This is a genomic window from Bradyrhizobium sp. AZCC 2262 (genome assembly GCF_036924535.1).
Taxonomy (GTDB): domain Bacteria; phylum Pseudomonadota; class Alphaproteobacteria; order Rhizobiales; family Xanthobacteraceae; genus Bradyrhizobium.
In genome coordinates this window covers 8,101,866-8,118,752 of sequence record NZ_JAZHRT010000001.1, presented here as the reverse complement: position 1 = coordinate 8,118,752, position 16,887 = coordinate 8,101,866, and the positions used below count along the sequence as shown (strand labels likewise).

13 protein-coding genes and 1 pseudogene are annotated in these 16,887 nt (G+C 63.1%); 9 read left to right on the top strand and 5 right to left on the bottom strand.

Features of this window, described 5'->3' with window-relative positions; genetic code table 11:
* Window positions 1-3 precede the first annotated feature (3 nt).
* From V1283_RS38075 to V1283_RS38065, 3 genes are all read left to right on the top strand, one after another.
* On the top strand, window positions 4-2,436 hold the full coding sequence (locus V1283_RS38075) for a DNA translocase FtsK (protein ID WP_334391713.1): 2,433 nt from the start codon (window positions 4-6) through the stop codon (window positions 2,434-2,436).
* A gap of 189 nt (window positions 2,437-2,625) precedes the next feature.
* Entirely contained in the window at window positions 2,626-3,387 is a 762-nt protein-coding gene (locus tag V1283_RS38070; RefSeq protein WP_334393326.1) for an outer membrane lipoprotein carrier protein LolA, read from the top strand.
* Between the two features lie 213 nt (window positions 3,388-3,600).
* The gene (locus V1283_RS38065; protein ID WP_334391712.1) at window positions 3,601-4,416 is read left to right on the top strand and encodes an exodeoxyribonuclease III; all 816 of its coding nucleotides are present in this window, start codon (window positions 3,601-3,603) and stop codon (window positions 4,414-4,416) included.
* Window positions 4,417-4,422: 6 nt separating this feature from the next.
* Here the strand turns inward: V1283_RS38065 and V1283_RS38060 are convergent, their stop codons facing one another.
* Both V1283_RS38060 and V1283_RS38055 read right to left on the bottom strand, forming a co-directional pair.
* Entirely contained in the window at window positions 4,423-4,863 is a 441-nt protein-coding gene (locus V1283_RS38060; RefSeq protein WP_334391711.1) for a cyclic nucleotide-binding domain-containing protein, read from the bottom strand.
* A 51-nt stretch (window positions 4,864-4,914) separates the two neighbouring features.
* Window positions 4,915-5,601 carry a response regulator transcription factor gene (locus tag V1283_RS38055; protein ID WP_057853752.1) on the bottom strand — a complete coding sequence of 229 codons (687 nt, stop codon included), beginning with the start codon at window positions 5,599-5,601 and terminating at the stop codon, window positions 4,915-4,917.
* A gap of 266 nt (window positions 5,602-5,867) precedes the next feature.
* Between V1283_RS38055 and V1283_RS38050 the strand changes: the two genes are divergently transcribed.
* Window positions 5,868-6,437: a L,D-transpeptidase family protein gene (locus tag V1283_RS38050; RefSeq protein WP_334393325.1), complete on the top strand. Its 570-nt coding sequence runs from the start codon at window positions 5,868-5,870 to the stop codon at window positions 6,435-6,437.
* Between the two features lie 15 nt (window positions 6,438-6,452).
* Window positions 6,453-7,238 carry a 2-keto-4-pentenoate hydratase gene (locus V1283_RS38045; protein ID WP_334391710.1) on the top strand — a complete coding sequence of 262 codons (786 nt, stop codon included), beginning with the start codon at window positions 6,453-6,455 and terminating at the stop codon, window positions 7,236-7,238.
* Between the two features lie 140 nt (window positions 7,239-7,378).
* Here the strand turns inward: V1283_RS38045 and V1283_RS38040 are convergent, their stop codons facing one another.
* Window positions 7,379-8,056 carry a YggS family pyridoxal phosphate-dependent enzyme gene (locus tag V1283_RS38040; RefSeq protein WP_334391709.1) on the bottom strand — a complete coding sequence of 226 codons (678 nt, stop codon included), beginning with the start codon at window positions 8,054-8,056 and terminating at the stop codon, window positions 7,379-7,381.
* 118 nt (window positions 8,057-8,174) lie between these two features.
* Here V1283_RS38040 and V1283_RS38035 point away from each other — a divergent pair, with 118 nt between their 5' ends.
* The 4 genes and pseudogenes from V1283_RS38035 to holA all read left to right on the top strand — a co-directional run bounded on the left by V1283_RS38035 (window position 8,175) and on the right by holA (window position 14,189).
* Complete coding sequence (locus tag V1283_RS38035; RefSeq protein WP_334391708.1) at window positions 8,175-9,866, top strand: sensor domain-containing diguanylate cyclase; 1,692 nt, start codon at window positions 8,175-8,177, stop codon at window positions 9,864-9,866.
* Window positions 9,867-9,991: 125 nt separating this feature from the next.
* Window positions 9,992-12,617 (top strand): annotated as a pseudogene (gene leuS, locus V1283_RS38030) (leucine--tRNA ligase).
* The gene (lptE, locus tag V1283_RS38025; protein ID WP_334391707.1) at window positions 12,604-13,155 is read left to right on the top strand and encodes an LPS assembly lipoprotein LptE; all 552 of its coding nucleotides are present in this window, start codon (window positions 12,604-12,606) and stop codon (window positions 13,153-13,155) included. Before leuS ends, lptE begins: the two are co-directional and overlap by 14 nt.
* A gap of 5 nt (window positions 13,156-13,160) precedes the next feature.
* Entirely contained in the window at window positions 13,161-14,189 is a 1,029-nt protein-coding gene (holA, locus tag V1283_RS38020) for a DNA polymerase III subunit delta (protein ID WP_334391706.1), read from the top strand.
* Window positions 14,190-14,259: 70 nt separating this feature from the next.
* Here the strand turns inward: holA and V1283_RS38015 are convergent, their stop codons facing one another.
* Complete coding sequence (locus V1283_RS38015; protein WP_334387067.1) at window positions 14,260-15,600, bottom strand: IS5 family transposase; 1,341 nt, start codon at window positions 15,598-15,600, stop codon at window positions 14,260-14,262.
* 255 nt (window positions 15,601-15,855) lie between these two features.
* Complete coding sequence (locus V1283_RS38010; protein WP_334391705.1) at window positions 15,856-16,740, bottom strand: ParB/RepB/Spo0J family partition protein; 885 nt, start codon at window positions 16,738-16,740, stop codon at window positions 15,856-15,858.
* Window positions 16,741-16,887 lie beyond the last annotated feature (147 nt).

The following is a 16,887-nucleotide window of genomic DNA, read 5'->3' as shown; positions in this document are numbered from 1 at the left end:
CCCATGAGCATGCCAGCGATCGAACGTGTCATTCCCCTGGTCGGCCATCTGCCGGTCTCGATCCGCGACGCCCTCGCGCGGCGCCTGCGCGAGCTCGCGGGCCTTTGCCTGATCGCGCTGTCCGGCGTGGCGGCCGCGGCGTTGATGACGTGGTCGGTACAGGACCCGAGCCTGAGTCACGCGACGTCGCGTCCGATCCGCAACGTCCTCGGATATCCCGGCGCGATCGGCGCCGATCTCCTGATGCAGATTCTCGGCCTCGGCGCGATCATGCTGATCCTGCCCATAGCGGTGTGGGGCTGGCGCATGCTGACCCATCGCACCTTCGACCGCGAAGCACTCCGTCTTGGATGCTGGATTCTCTGCACGGTGATCGCGGCCGGCTTTGCAAGCTGCTGGCCGCACGGCGGAGCGTGGGCGTTGCCGACCGGCCTTGGCGGCGTCGTCGGCGATGCGCTGGTGCGGGCGCCGGCTGTGGTATTCGGTCCCGCCGGCTTCACCTATCGTCTAGTGATCGGCATCATCCTGTTCGTGGCGATGTGCGCGGCGTTCCTGTTTGCCAGCGGCTGGGGCTCGCGCCCGAGAGAGGAAGAGCTGACGCCGATCGAGGACGATGACACGCCCTTCGTGGAAGAAGAGGATCGCAGCTCGGTTTCGCTCGGATGGGTGTATCACGCGCTGATGAGCGCAAAGGCGCGGCTCGCTTGGCTGATGAGCGTGGCCTACCGATCACTGGTGTCGAGTTCGCCGCCGCCTCGCAGGGCCTCGTTCGAACGTCAGGAACCAAGCCTCAAGGGCGGCCGCGCCGCGCCGGCACTGGCTCCGCAGGACGAGGAATTCGAGGACGAGGAAGAGGAGGAAGAAGAGGAGGCCCCCCGCGCTTCGCGCAAGAAGGCCGCGCCGCGTGCGGCGGCACGCAAATCCGAAAAATTTGAACTGCCTTCGGTCTCGGTGCTCACGGCGCCCAAGGCGTCGGACCGGCAGCCGCTCAGCAAGGCCGAGCTGGAGGCCAATTCGCGCGCGCTGGAGGGCGTGCTCGGCGACTTCGGCGTCCGCGGCGAGATCGTCAAGGCCAATCCCGGCCCGGTCGTGACGCTGTACGAACTCGAACCGGCACCCGGCATCAAATCCTCGCGCGTCATCGGCCTTGCCGACGATATCGCCCGCTCGATGAGCGCGCTTTCGGCCCGCGTCGCCGTGGTCGCCGGCCGCAACGCCATCGGCATCGAGCTGCCGAATGTGCATCGCGAAAAGGTTTATCTGCGCGAATTGCTGACGGCGAAGGACGAGTCGCACGCAAAACTTCCGCTCTGTCTCGGCAAGAACATCGGCGGCGAATCCATCATCATCGATCTCGCGCGCACGCCGCATATGCTGATCGCCGGTACCACCGGTTCCGGCAAATCGGTAGCGATCAACACCATGATCCTGAGCCTGGTCTACCGCCTGCGGCCGGATCAGTGCCGCCTGATCATGGTCGATCCAAAAATGCTCGAACTCTCCGTCTATGACGGCATCCCGCACCTTCTGACGCCGGTTGTGACCGATCCGAAGAAGGCGGTGGTGGCGTTGAAATGGGCCGTGCGCGAGATGGAAGAGCGTTACAAGAAAATGGCCAAGCTCGGTGTTCGCAACATCGACGGCTACAACCAGCGCCTCGTCGAGGCCAAGGGCAAGGGCGAAGATCTGACGCGCACGGTGCATACCGGCTTCGACAAGGAAAGCGGCAAGGCGATCTACGAGGAAGAAAAACTCGACCTCGAGCCGCTGCCCTATATCGTCATCATCGTCGACGAAATGGCCGACCTGATGATGGTGGCCGGCAAGGACATCGAAGGCGCAGTGCAACGCCTCGCGCAGATGGCGCGCGCCGCCGGCCTGCACGTCATTCTCGCCACCCAGCGTCCATCGGTCGACGTCATCACCGGCACCATCAAGGCGAACTTCCCGACCCGTATCTCGTTTCAGGTCACTTCGAAAATCGACAGCCGCACCATCCTCGGTGAAATGGGCGCCGAGCAACTGCTCGGACAGGGCGACATGCTCTATATGGCCGGCGGCGGACGCATCAGCCGTGTGCACGGGCCGTTCGTTTCCGACGAGGAAGTCGAAAAGGTCGTGCGTCATCTCAAGACGCAGGGTCAGCCGGAATATCTGGAAGCGGTCACGGCGGAAGAGCCGACCGACGAGGACGGCGCGGTGTTCGATTCCACCGGCATGGGCGGCGACGGCGGCGGCGACTTGTTCTCGCAGGCGGTTGCGATCGTCAAGCGCGACCGCAAGGCCTCCACATCATACATTCAGCGCCGGCTGCAAATCGGCTATAACCGCGCAGCGTCGTTGATGGAGCGGATGGAACAGGAAGGCATCGTCGGGCAGGCGAATCACGCCGGCAAGCGCGAAATTCTGGTCGAGGAGGAAGAGGGCGGATTCTAGGGTGCCGGCGCTGAATGTGGATTCGGTGCAACGATTTTCACGGAAAAACGATATCTCCTTTGCCTGAAAGCGCGATAAAATGGCTGCAAGCGGGACGCCTCGTTGAATAGAGATCCGAAATATCTGATGACACAACAATCCACCCATCGCGGGCTGCGCGCCGGACTGGCCCTTTTGATCGCCACGTCCATGGCAGGCTTCGCGACGCCGGCTTTCTCGCAGACCGTGCCGGTTCCGAAACCCTCGCCGGTTCCGAAGCCTGCGCCGAAGGCCCGCGACGGCAGCGTGCAGATGAGCGCGCAGGACAAGGCGCCGACCACCACCGGCGCTACCCAGACGCCGCCAAACCCGGTGATCCCCGATCCGAACCGCAATGTCCCGGCTAATATTTTTGCAACCTTCGACACCAACCAGAAGGCGCAGGCGGCCCGGGTCAGCTCCTACCTGTCTTCGCTGCAGACGCTGGTCGGAAATTTCGTCCAGGTCGGCCCCGACGGCAGCAAGACGAAGGGCGACTTCTACATCCAGAAGCCGGGCAAGGTGCGTTTCGAATACGATGCGCCCAGCCAGATCGCGATCATCGCCGACGGTTCGTCGCTGGCGGTGCGGGATACCAAGCTCGCGACCCAGGACATCTACCCGCTGTCGCAGACGCCGCTGCGCTTCCTGCTGTCGGACCGGATCGATCTGTTGAAGGACACCAATGTCGTCAACGTCACGGCCGATGACATCTACATCAGCGTCACCATCGAGGAGAAGCAGGCCCTGATCGGCACCAGCCGGCTGATGCTGATGGTCGGCGTCAAGGACGGCCAGCTCAAGCAATGGACGGTGACCGATCCGCAGGGCTACGACACCACGATTGCGGTCTACAATCTGGATTCGTCCAAGAAGGTCGATCCCGGCCTCTTCAAGATCGACTTCACCAACTACATCACCCCCGCAAACTGAACGGCGGGCTTTCCTCCTCTGGAGACCGTAGGGTGGGCAAAGCCAACGGGTCGCGCGAATGCGCGCCCGATGACAGGCTCCGCGTGCCCACCAACAGTGGCGCGTTTCGATAGATGGTGGGCACGGCGCAGAGCGCCTTTGCCCACCCAACGAAATTCCACCTGTGGACAAGCAGGGCGACGCCATCACGAACCGTGGTAAGACACGGCCCTCATGCGGTTTTCCCTGACAACGTGGAATATCAATTCGGTGCGCCTGCGCATCGACATCGTCGCCAAATTCCTCAAATCGGCGCGGCCGGACGTGCTGTGCCTGCAGGAAACCAAATGCATCGACGACGCTTTCCCGCTGAAGCGCTTCAAGCGTCTTGGCTATGAGCATGTCGCGCTGAACGGACAGAAGGGCTATCATGGCGTCGCCATCGTCTCGAAACTGCCGTTCGAGACCACCGATATCAGAACCTTCTGCGACAACGTCGATTCGCGCCACATCTCGGTAGCGTTCGGCGAGAAGGCGCAGCTCGCAAAGCCGCTGGTGCTGCATAATTTCTACGTGCCGGCCGGCGGCGACATTCCCGATCCCGCGCTCAATCCGAAGTTCGATCACAAGCTGAAATTTCTCGACGAGATGAGAGCCTGCGAACCGCTGCACCCGCGCGGCGACGACCGGCATATCCTGGTCGGCGACCTCAACGTCGCCCCCCATGAGAACGACGTGTGGTCGCACAAGCAGCTCTTGAAGGTCGTCTCGCACACGCCGATCGAATGTGAGAAGCTGCTGGCGGCGCAAGCCCACGGCGAGTGGTTCGACGTCGCGCGCGAGCGGATCCCGCTTTCGGAAAAGGTCTATACGTGGTGGAGCTACCGCGCCGCCGACTGGACGGTGGGCGACCGTGGCCGGCGGCTCGACCACATCTGGGTCTCGCGCGCGCTGAAGGATGGAATCAGCGATTTCAAGATCACCCGCGACGCCCGCAGTTGGGAGCGCCCGTCCGACCACGTGCCGGTAACGGTAACGCTGGAAGTGTAGCTGCGATCAAATACTCAGCTTGGCGCCGGCCATCAAAATATCGCTGGCGAGCTGGCTGGTGCGGGTGGCAAGTTCGTCGCGCAGGCGGCGCGCCGCGGCGGGATCGCTTTCGAGCACGCGTTGAAACAGGCTGCGCGCCACCCGGATGACCGAGGCATGATCGAGCGCGACCGCGCTCGACGGCCGCTTCATCGCAACGATCAGCGCCAGTTCGCCGATCAGAGAACCGGGCCCCGCAACGACTTCAGCGCCGCCGTCCTCGACGCGGAACGCGCCGCGTTGAACGATATAGCCCGCATCCGCCTCGTCGCCGGCGTTGAACAGATAATCGCCAGCCGAAAAATCGCGTTGCTCCGAGCCGATCGCCAGCATGCGCAGAGCCGCCGTTCCCAACAGGCTCAACGTCGGGACCCGCTCGAACAGGGCAACATCATCTTCGATCGACATGGATTTGTGACCGGGATGCGCGAAAATCACGAAGCGCGGCTGCTAGTCGTATCACGGCACCAGCTTGTAGCCGCCTGCTTCCGTCACCAGGATTTCCGGATTGGCCGCATCCTTCTCGATCTTCTGCCTGAGACGGTAGATATGGGTTTCCAGCGTGTGCGTGGTGACGCCTGAATTGTAGCCCCAGACTTCCTGCAGCAGCGTCTCGCGCGATACCGGCAACTGGCCGGCGCGATACAGGAAGCGCAGGATCGCGGTTTCCTTCTCGGTCAGCCGCACTTTTCTGGCATTGGCGGCGGTCAGCATCTTGGAGCCGGGCCGGAAGCTGTAGGGACCGACGGAAAACACCGCGTCCTCGCTGGCCTCGTGCTGGCGGAGTTGCGCCCTGATCCGGGCGAGCAGCACGGCGAAGCGGAACGGTTTTGCGACATAATCATTGGCGCCGGATTCGAGCCCCAAGATGGTGTCCGAATCGGTGTCGTGGCCGGTCAGCATGATGATCGGCGCCTTGAAGCCGCCCTTGCGGAGGCTGCGCACGACTTCCCTTCCATCGGTATCCGGCAAGCCGACATCCATCAGCACCAGATCGGGGGAATTGGCCTTGGCGGCGCTGGCGCCCTTGGCGCCGGTATCGACTGCGGAGGCTTCGAACTCCTCGTGCAGCGATAGTTGTTCGACCAGCGTGTCGCGCAGATCGTTGTCGTCCTCCACGATCAGGATCTTGCGGGCATTAGGCATAGGATACAATCCTCTTTAGGCAGGCGGCGGACGCAGGGGAAGCGTCAAGCCGGGTCTTGGTCGATGACAACCTGATTCGCTGGCAAAGCTCGCGAGCAAGTCGGGGTCCGTCAGGTACTGATTCGCATCAGGTAAGAAATTGTTACAGTTTCACAAGGCGAACCGGAGTCTATTCCAAATTTGAGGCGCGTTTGGGTGAATGTCCTGTAATGGCGTCAATAGAACAATTGCGGCCGGGCAAGCAATCCCAGGATTCGGGCATTGGCATGGAAAGTAACGCTACTTCAATCACTTATCAGACATCCGCGCGTGATCGGCCGCTGACTTCCATTCGGGTCCACCGGGCTGCCGGCGAGCCTTGCCGGGGCTGGCTGACGGCGGACGGCTGGACCGTGCCGGTGGCACTTGGTCGCGGCGGCATCCTCGCCAATAAACGGGAGGGCGACGGCGGCACTCCCAGAGGCATCTATCGCCCGCTGCAATTGTGGTGGCGCGCCGACCGCCATCCGCGACCGCGGACCTATCTGCCGGTCCGGCCGATCCGGCCCGAAGACGCCTGGTGCGAGGACCCGCGGGACCGCCGTTACAATCAGCCCATCCGCCTGGTCCGCGACCAGCCCGGCGATCGGCTGACGCGCGAGGACCATCTCTACGATTTCATCGTCGAAATCGATCACAACGCCGGCCCACGGGTAGCCGGTCGCGGCAGCGCCGTGTTCCTGCATCTGGCGCGGACCAACTTCTCGCCGACCGCGGGATGCGTTTCGATGACGAAATCGGCCATGCTGCGGCTGTTGCGGCGAATGGGCCCGCAGACGAAAATCAGGATCGGCTGATGGGGAATCAAGACAATGCTGGACAAGAACGCGATCGCAGCCGCATCAAAGACGCTGCACGACCACTGGCGCGCCGGCACCAAGTTTGCCGGCCTCGACGATCGACTGCGACCGCGCGATCGCGTCGAGGCCTATGCGATCCAGGCGGGAATCGAAAAATATTCGTCCGATAGTCTGTTCGGCTGGAAGATCGCGGCCACCAGCGAGGCCGGACAAAAGCACATCAACGTCGACGGCCCGATGGCCGGACGCATCCTGGCCGAGACCGTGATAGTAAATGGGGGAACGGCTTCGATGGCGGGCAATGAAATGCGCGTCACTGAGCCGGAATTCGCCTTTCGCATGCGCGTGGATCTGCCGGCGCGTACCGCGCCCTACACGATGCAGCAGGTCCTCGACGCGGTCGACACGCTGCATCCGGCCATCGAGATTCCGGATTCGAGGTTTGCCGACTTCGTCAGCGCTGGCGCGGCGCAGATCATTGCCGACAACGCCTGCGCGCATCTGTTCGTCCTCGGCCCGGCGACAAGCGCGGACTGGCGCGCGCGCGATCTCGTCGAGGAGCGGCCTGTCATCACGATGCGCGGCCGGCAATTTATAGGTCACGGCAAGAATGTGCTGGGCGATCCCCGGATCGCGCTGACCTGGCTCGCCAATGAACTGCGCCAGCTTGGCGTGACGCTAAAGGCTGGCCATGTCGTCACGACCGGCACCTGTCACCCGCCGCTGCCGATCCAGTCCGGTGATTTTTGCGCCGTCGATTTCGGCTCGCTCGGAAAGGTATCGGTGGGGTTCAGGTAAACACCGCTGTCGTCCCTGCGAACGCAGGGACCCATACGCCGCGGCTTCTCGATTTATAACGGCTGGTCAACAGCCTTTGCGCAACAACACACGCCTATGTTTATGGGTCCCTGCGTTCGCAGGGACGACAGCATGGACCTCTACCGCGCCCCGAAAATCGCCGAGCCCACACGCACGTGCGTGGCGCCGAGCTGGATTGCTACCGCGAAATCAGCGCTCATGCCCATCGACAGGTTTTTCAGCCCGTTGCGCGCGGCGATCTTGGCCGTCAACGCGAAATGCGGCGCCGGCGCTTCGTCGACCGGCGGAATGCACATCAAGCCGGAAACGACGAGACCGTATTTTTCGCGGCAGCTCGCGATGAAGGCATCGGCCTCGCCGGGTGCGACGCCGGCCTTCTGCGGCTCTTCGCCAGTGTTCACTTGAATGAACAATTCCGGCCGTCTGTTCTGGGAATTAATTTCCTTGGCTAACGCTTCGCAAATGCTGGGGCGGTCGACCGAATGGATGGCGTCGAACAGCGCCACGGCCTCCTTCGCCTTGTTGGATTGCAGCGGTCCGATCAAGTGCAACGCAATTCCGGGACAGGCCGACACCAGCGCCGGCCATTTCGCCTTGGCTTCCTGCACACGATTTTCGCCGAACACGCGTTGCCCGGCATCGATGACAGGCGAAATGGCCGCGGCGTCGAACGTTTTCGACACCGCGATCAACGTCACCGACGCGCGCTCGCGGCGCGCTTCCTTGCACGCGCGCGCGATGGCCTGCTCCACCTGAGCCAGACCGTTTGGTAAAGACTTGGTTAGCGGTGTCGCCATTTCTCTCGCGTCATGTCCTGATCTCAGTTGGAAATTTTGCGGCATTTCCTCGAATTTTACCAAGTTCGGGAAAGGCTTTTTGAAACCTTCGCTCTACCCTCCGGTATTGGGGGGCAGGATGTCTGGCGTTACTTTCAACCGCAATCGGGTCAAACTCAAGAAGCTTCTGGGAATCCGGGCGCGACTTGCGATGCTGGCCTTGATGCTGGTGGCGCCCTTGATGCTGGAGCGCGTCCGCTCGCTCGAAGACACCCGCACCAGGCAGATCGCGATCGCTTCCGAAGAATACGCCAATATCACCCACCACAGCGCCGAGACCCAGCGCGAGGTGATCTCCTCCGTCGAGACGATGCTGAAATCGGCCGCCTATATCCGCGCTTCCAGCGGCATCGGGCGAAGTTGCGAAATCCTGCGCGCCAGCCTGCCCGCCAATTTGCCCTGGATCCGCAGCATCATGCTCGTGAGCAAGGAAGGCGTGGTGCAGTGTTCCACCCTGAACATTCAGGTCGGCCTCAACATCGGCGATCGCGACTATTTCAGGAAGGCGCAGGAAACCCGGAATTTCGTCTTCAGCGACTATCTGTTCGGCAAGACCAACAACCGGCCCATCATGATGGCGGCCTATCCGGTCGTCGCGATCAATCCGGAGGAAGAATCGGTAGCCGTCGCCGGCATCAATCTCGACTGGCTGTCGAAGATCATGGCCAACCTCGGCGGACGGCCGGGCATTTCATCGCTGCTGATCGACAGCACCGGCGTGGTGCTGGCGGCGCCACCCGACCAGGCCAGCATGATCGGCCGGCCGCTCGACAACGTGCCGCTGCTGTCGGCCATCACCTACAAGGCGCTCAGCTCCAACTCCGATACCGGCTCGATTGGCTTTACCGCCACCGACGGCTCCAAGCGTACCATCAGTTTCGCGCGCATTCCCGGAACGCAATCGCGCCTGATCGTCAGCGTCGACGAGGCCAAGGTGACGGCCGCGATCAATCGCGACATCCGCACCGCCTATCTTCAATTGGGATTCGTCTGCTTGTTCGTGCTGCTCGGCGCGCTGATCGGGGCGGAGAAGCTCATCATCAATCCGATCGAGGTCATGACCGGCATGGCCAGGCGGTTCGGCGAAGGCGACTGGTCGGCCCGCGTCGCGCGCAGCAAGCTGCCGTTGGAATTCATGCCGCTGGCGCGCGCCTTCAACGCGATGGCCGCCCAGCTCAGCCAGCGCGAGCGCGAACTGGTCGCCACCAACGACCGCCTGACCGTGATGGCTTCGATGGACATGCTGTCGGGTCTCGCCAACCGCCGCGGCTTCCAGAGCCGGCTCGATTTCGAATGGATAAAGGCGCAGCAGCATCGTTGCGAGCTGTCGCTGTTGATGATCGATGTCGATCACTTCAAGCTCTACAACGACACTTACGGCCATCCCGAAGGCGACGCCTGCCTGACCCGGATCGGCGAGACGCTGGCCGGCATCGCCGGCCACACGATGGGCTTTGCCGGCCGCTACGGCGGTGAGGAGTTCTGCCTGCTACTGCCGAACACGAGCCCCCAGAGAGCGCTCGAGATCGGCGAAACGGTGCGCGCGACCGTGCAAGACCTCGGCCTGCCGCATATCACGTCCAGCTACTGCACCGTCACCGTCAGCGTCGGCGTGGCGGCAACGCTGCCGAGCGACACCCAAACCCCCGGCGACCTGATCGAGGCCGCGGATGCCGCCCTCTACGCCGCCAAACACCGCGGCCGCAACACCGTGGTCGAGCACGGCTTTGCCAAACTGGTCGACGAGGCCGGGATGGCGATGGCGGGGTGAGCGGACGCTTCGCGCCTCCGATCAAATAGCCACCTCCCCAACCCGTTGACCCCGCAGCCGCTTTTGTGGCCTAGTCCGCCGTCCTCTGGACCGGACCCGAATCCACAAAAAGCGCTTACGATTCCATGACCTCCGAACGTTACAACGCCCGTGATTCCGAGCCGCGCTGGCAACGCCAGTGGGACGAAAAGGCGATCTTCGCCTCGAAAAACGACGATTCCCGGCCGAAATACTACGTGCTCGAGATGTTCCCCTACCCGTCCGGGCGCATCCATATCGGGCATGTCCGCAATTACACGCTGGGCGACGTGCTGGCCCGCTTCATGCGCGCTAAGGGTTTCAACGTCCTGCACCCGATGGGCTGGGACGCCTTCGGGCTGCCGGCCGAGAACGCCGCGATCGAGCGCAAGGTCGCGCCAAAGGCCTGGACCTACGACAACATCGCCGCGATGAAGAAGCAGTTGCGGTCGATCGGGCTGTCGCTGGACTGGTCGCGCGAATTCGCGACCTGCGATCCCAGCTATTACAAGCATCAGCAGAAGATGTTTCTGGATTTTCTGCGCGCGGGCCTGGCCGAACGCGAGAAGCGCAAGATCAACTGGGATCCGGTCGACATGACCGTGCTCGCCAACGAGCAGGTGATCGACGGCCGCGGCTGGCGCTCCGGCGCCGTCGTCGAGCAGCGCGAGATGAACCAGTGGGTCTTCAAGATCACAAAATATTCGCAGGAACTGCTGGACGCGCTGGATGGGCTGGACCGCTGGCCGGACAAGGTCCGGCTGATGCAGCGCAACTGGATCGGCCGTTCCGAGGGCTTGCTGTTGCGGTTCGCGCTCGACCCTGCGACGACGCCCGCGGGCGAAACCGAGCTGAAGATTTTCACGACGCGGCCCGACACGCTGTTCGGCGTAAAATTCATGGCGATCGCGGCCGACCATCCGCTGGCGCAGGCTGCGGCTGCGAAGAATCCTGATCTGGCCGAGTTCATCGCGGACGTGAAAAAGATCGGCACCGCCCAGGAGATCATCGACACCGCCGAGAAGCAGGGTTTTGATACCGGCATCAAGGCCGTTCACCCGTTCGATCCGAACTGGAAGCTGCCGGTTTACGTGGCGAATTTCGTCCTGATGGAATACGGCACCGGCGCCATCTTCGGCTGCCCGGCGCACGACCAGCGCGACCTCGACTTCGTCAACAAGTACAACCTCGGCAACATTCCGGTGGTCTGCCCCGAAGGCCAGGATCCCAAGACGTTCGTCATCACGGACACCGCTTATGACGGCGATGGCCGCATGATCAATTCCCGCTTCCTCGATGGCATGACCATCGAACAAGCGAAGGAAGACGTCGCAAAGCGGCTTGAAAATGAGATGCGCGGCAACGCGCCCGTCGGCGAGCGGCAGGTGAACTTCCGCCTGCGCGACTGGGGCATTTCACGGCAGCGCTATTGGGGCTGTCCGATCCCGGTGATCCACTGCCCGAAATGCGATGTCGTGCCGGTGCCCGACGATCAGTTGCCCGTGGTGCTGCCGGAGGATGCCACCTTCGACAAGCCCGGCAATGCGCTCGATCATCATCCGACCTGGAAGCACGTCACCTGTCCCAAATGCGGCAGCAAGGCCCAGCGTGAAACCGACACCATGGACACCTTCGTGGACTCGTCCTGGTATTTTGCGCGCTTCACCGACCCCTGGAACGAGAACGCGCCGACCACGCGGGCGGTCGTCGATCGGCTGATGCCGGTCGACCAGTATATCGGCGGCGTCGAGCATGCGATCCTGCACCTGCTGTACGCGCGCTTCTTCACCCGCGCGATGAAGGCCACGGGTCATATCGCTTTCGACGAGCCCTTCGCCGGCCAATACACCCAGGGCATGGTCGTCCATGAGACCTACCGCAAGGCCGACGGCAACTATGTGACGCCGGCCGAGGTGAAGGTCGAAGTCATCGGCGGCGAACGCCGCGCCACCATGATCTATGGCGACGAGGAAGTCTCGATCGGCCCTATCGAGAAGATGTCGAAGTCCAAGAAGAACACCGTCGACCCCGACGACATCATCGCGACCTATGGCGCCGATGTCGCGCGCTGGTTCATGCTGTCGGACTCGCCGCCCGACCGCGACGTGATCTGGAGCGACGAGCGCGTGCAGGGCGCATCGCGCTTCGTGCAGCGGCTGTGGCGGCTGGTCAACGAATCAGCTGAGATCGCCAAAATCGCTCCGGCCGACCGGCCGGCCTCGTTCGGCGCCGACGCGCTCGGCTTGCGCAAGGCCGCCCATGGCGCGCTGGACAAGGTGTCATCCGGGATCGAGCGGCTGCATTTCAACGTCTGTCTCGCCCATATCCGGGAATTCACCAATGCGCTGGCCGAGGTGCTGGGCCGCGACGGTAAGCCGGCGCCGGACCTGGGCCTGGTCGGCCCGGGAGGCCGCCCTCATCCTGGTTCAATTGTTCGCGCCGATGATGCCGCATCTGGCCGAGGAGTGCTGGCAGGTTCTGGGGCAGTCCGGGCTGATTTCGGAGGCCGATTGGCCCCAAATCGAACGCGATTTGCTGGTTGAAGACACCGTGACGCTGGTGGTCCAGGTCAACGGCAAGAAGCGGGGTGATGTTACCGTGCCACGGGTCGCCCAAAATCCGGAAATTGAGGCTGCCGTTTTGGCGCTCGATGCGGTAAAAGTCGCTCTCGGCGGCAAGGCCGTCCGCAAGGTAATCGTTGTTCCCATGAGGATCGTGAATGTCGTTGGCTAGAACCCGGATCGCCGTTCGGCTCATCGCCGTCGCCGCTCTGGCGGCGCTCACGGCCGGCTGTTTCCAGCCGATGTACACCGAACGTAATGACGGCAAGCCCGGCCTGCGGGAAAAGCTGATGGGCGTGGAAATCCCGCCGGTCGACAAGCCCAACGCGTCGCGGGAAGCCCGAATCCAGGTGGAGATCCGCAACGCGCTGGCGTTCAAGCTCTACGGCAACGCCACCGGCATGCCGCCGACGCATCGGCTGGTGTTGCGCTTTGGGACCTCGCGTTCGTCGCTGATGCTCGATCCCGCCACGGCGCTGCCGTCGAGCGAAAACTACGGCATCGACGCGCAGTACAATCTGATCGACCTCGCCACCAACAAGTCGGTCATGACGGGCACGACCTTCTCGCGCGTGTCCTATGACATTCCCGGCCAGTTGCAGCGCTTCGCCCGTGCCCGCGCCTTCCGCGACGCCGAGGATCGCGCCGCCAACGAGATTGCGGAAAACATCCAGACCCGGCTGGCGTCGTTCTTCTACGCCGGCACCTGATCCCGTTGGTCGCGCTCCGCGGAAAAGACATCGACGCTTTTCTCGCCCGGCCCGATGCCGGCCGCCCTATCATCCTGCTTTATGGCCCGGATGCCGGACTGGTCCGCGAGCGCGCTGACGCGCTGATCGCCTCCGCCGTCGACGACCCCAACGATCCCTTCTCGCTGGTGCGACTGGACGGCGACGAACTGTCGGCCGAACCATCGCGGCTGGTCGATGAAGCCATGACGATCCCGATGTTCGGCGGCCGTCGCGCCATTCGCGTGCGCGCCGGCTCGCGCAGTTTCGCCAGCGGCGTCGATACGCTGGCCGATATGCCCTTGAAGGATTGCCGTATCGTGATCGAGGCGGGTGAGCTGCGGCCGGAATCGCCGCTGCGCAAGGCCTGCGAGCGTGCCAAGACCGCGGTCGCCATCGCCTGCTATCCCGATACTGAGCGCGACCTTGCCAGACTGATCGACGAGGAATTGCGGACTTCCAATTTACGGATCGCCGCGGACGCGCGCGCCGTACTGATGTCGTTGCTCGGCGGCGACCGCCAGGCCTCGCGCAATGAACTTCGCAAGCTGGCGCTCTATGCCCACGGCAAGGGCGAGATCGCGCTCGACGATGTCATGACCGTCGTCTCCGATGCGTCCGAGCTGAAGCTGGATCCGATCGTGGATGGCGCCTTTGCCGGCAAGCCGGACCTGGTCGAAAGCGAGTTTGCAAAGGCGATGGTCGCCGGCACCTATCCCGGCGTGATCATCTCCGCCGCGCAGCGCCAGGCGGCATGGCTGCACAAATCGGCACTCGCGGTGGCCGAAGGCACTCCCGTCTCGACCTTGCTCGAAAGCGGCTATCCGCGCCTGCATTTCTCGCGCAAGGGCGCCGTCGAAATCGCGCTGCGTAATTTCAACGCAACACGGCTGGCCGCCATCATCGATCAGCTCGGAACGGCCGCGCTCGACATGCGCAAACAGGCCTCGCTGGCGTCGGCCATCGGGCTTCGGACGCTGCTCTCGATCGCGGCGAACGCGAAGCGGCGGGGGTGAAGCTCGCGACCGCTACTAGCCGTCATTGCGAGGGAGCGCTAGCGAGTCGCCCGTGAAGAATCCTGGATTTTCAGGCTGGATTGACCCCGGGGAAGGTGGCGATGATTTGCCACAACAAGAGCCTGAGCCAGCAGATCAGGCGGCGGAAGTTATAGCCGACGGCGGCGAGGACGGCGTTGATGGCGTCGCCTTCACGATGCCAGAGGTAGTTGCGGCCCATGCGGTGCTCGGATTTGAGGTGGCCGATGACCGGCTCGACGGCGGAACGCCGTCGCAGCTGGCGCTTGATCTGTGGCGTCACCCGCCGTTTCTGTCCTGAGATGAACACCCTGAACTTGTAATCGGGCGGGGCGTTGTGGCCGCGATAGCCCTTGTCGAGGAGCGCGCGCTCGATGGTGTTGCCGATCAGCGCCTCCATCTCGGGGATGACGGTTGCAAGTGTGTGGCCGTCATAGGGGTTGCCGGGCAGCGCCTTCACATGGCTCACGAACTGCCCGCCCTTGGCGTGCGCCAGCGTAGTGGCGACCGAGACCTTGACGCCGAACTCGTAAGGCCGGTGCGCCTTGCCCTTGCCGATGCATTCCACCTCCGGCGCGTGCAGCGAGTAGAGCTTCGGGCCACGCTGGCGCTGCTTCTGCTCGAGCACTTGTCGCGCCCGCGCCAGCATGCGCTCCAACACGACCCCCCCGAGCAAGTCGGCGTTGCCGCCGAGTTTGCGGCCTATGTCGCGGATGATGCGGCCGAGATAGATTTTGAGCTTCTTCAAGGCTCTGTTGGCGCGCTTGAACTGCTTGGCGTGGGCATAACGCTGGTGCTTGATCAGCGCGAACTTGCCCACCCTGGCATAGGACTGGCGCAGCTTGACACCATATCGCTTCGCCAGCCGGACCAGGATCTCGCGGGCGCGGTTCAGCAGCCTGGCATCGGTCGGGAACATCACGTTCTTGGGCTGCACCGTCGTATCAATGATGACCCGATTAAGGTCGGCCGGTTTGATCGCCTCGGTCTTGCTGGCCACCGCAAGGCTCTCCTGCAGCAAGGCCTGCAACTTCTCCTCGCCCATCCGCTGTCGCCAGCGCGTCAGCGAAGAGCGATCGAACACCAACCGGTGCTGGAAGAACTCCTCGCCGCAGAAGAACTGGTAATAGGGGTTCTCCACCCAGCGCTCGCACAACACCTCATCAGAGAGGTCGTAGGTGTGCTTGAGGATCGCGAGTCCCGCCATCAGGCGGGTCGGTAATGGCGGCCGGCCCGGCTTGTCCTCATAGACCGCCCCGAACCGCTGCTCCAGGAACGACCAGTCGATCGTCTGTGCCAGCTTCACCAGCGGGTGGCCCATGTCGATGATCGCGTCCAGCCGCGAGCGCAGAAGATCGGCTTGTCCCGTCTCTCGTCGTTCCCTTGGTCGCATCGCTCCCTCCGATGCGATGACGGAATCACGGCTCGCGATTCGACGGAATCCTCAAAAATGAAATTGCAAGCTTTTGGGCAGTCAAAGCCCCAAAGCTTGCAATCTCAAAGCCAATCTCGCCCGGAAAATCGATTCTTGATCAACCGCTTGGATGGTTCTTCACGGACGACTAGCGACGAAGCAATCCATCCATCCGTTATGCCGCGCGATGGATCGCTGCGCTCCGCTCGCAATGACGCCGAGAGACTTGTGACTTCACTTCCCTTCCAGCCGCCGCATCACTTCGTCGAGCTGTTCGAGGTTGCGATAGCTGATCTGGACGGAGCCGCCGGGGTCGCGGTGGTTGACGGTCACGGCAAGCCCGAGTGCGTCGCTGACGCGCTTTTCCAGCGCGATCGTGTCGGGAGCTTTTGTCTTACCGCCGCCGCTGCTCCGAGCCTTTTGCGGCTTGCGCTCCGGGACGCCCTCTTCATGCGCCAGCGCCTCGGCCTGCCGTACGTTCAGACCTTCCTCGACGATGCGCTTCGCCGCGGCCAGCGGATCGGGCACGCCGATCAGGGCGCGGGCGTGGCCTGCCGACAATTGACCGTTGGAGATAAAGGCCTGTACCTCCGCCGGCAGTTTCGTCAGCCGCATCATGTTGGCGACATGGCTGCGGCTCTTGCCGACTTCCTTGGCGATGTCTTCCTGGCTGCGTTTGAATTCGTCGGCGAGCGCGTGATAGCCCTGTGCCTCTTCCATCGCATTGAGGTCTTCGCGCTGCACGTTCTCGATGATCATGATCTCGAGCGCGTCGCTGTCGCTGACGTCGATCGGAACGATCGGGACTTCGTGCAGGCTGGCGAGTTGCGCGGCGCGCCAGCGGCGTTCGCCGGCGATGATCTCAAAGCGATCCTGCGACCCCTTTACCGGCCGAACCACGATCGGCTGGATCACGCCATGCTGCTTGACGGAAGCCGCGAGTTCGCCGAGCTCGGCATCGGAAAAGGTCCGGCGCGGGTTGCGCGGATTGGGTTTGAGGAATTCGATCGGCACCTTGCGCTGGTTGCGCGGCCGGTCGACATGCGCGGCCTCACCGCCGACATCCCCGATCAGACTTGCGAGACCACGACCCAGTCGCGAACGCGTTTCGTCGGCCATCGCCGCCAACTCCCTAGGATTCACTTACGCCACTCCGGAAACAGAATTCGGTTGATGATTTTGCCGTCATTCCGGGGCGCGTCGTCAGACGCGAACCCGGAATCTCGATGTGACGAAGCAGCTCTGACTTCGAGATTCCGGATCAAT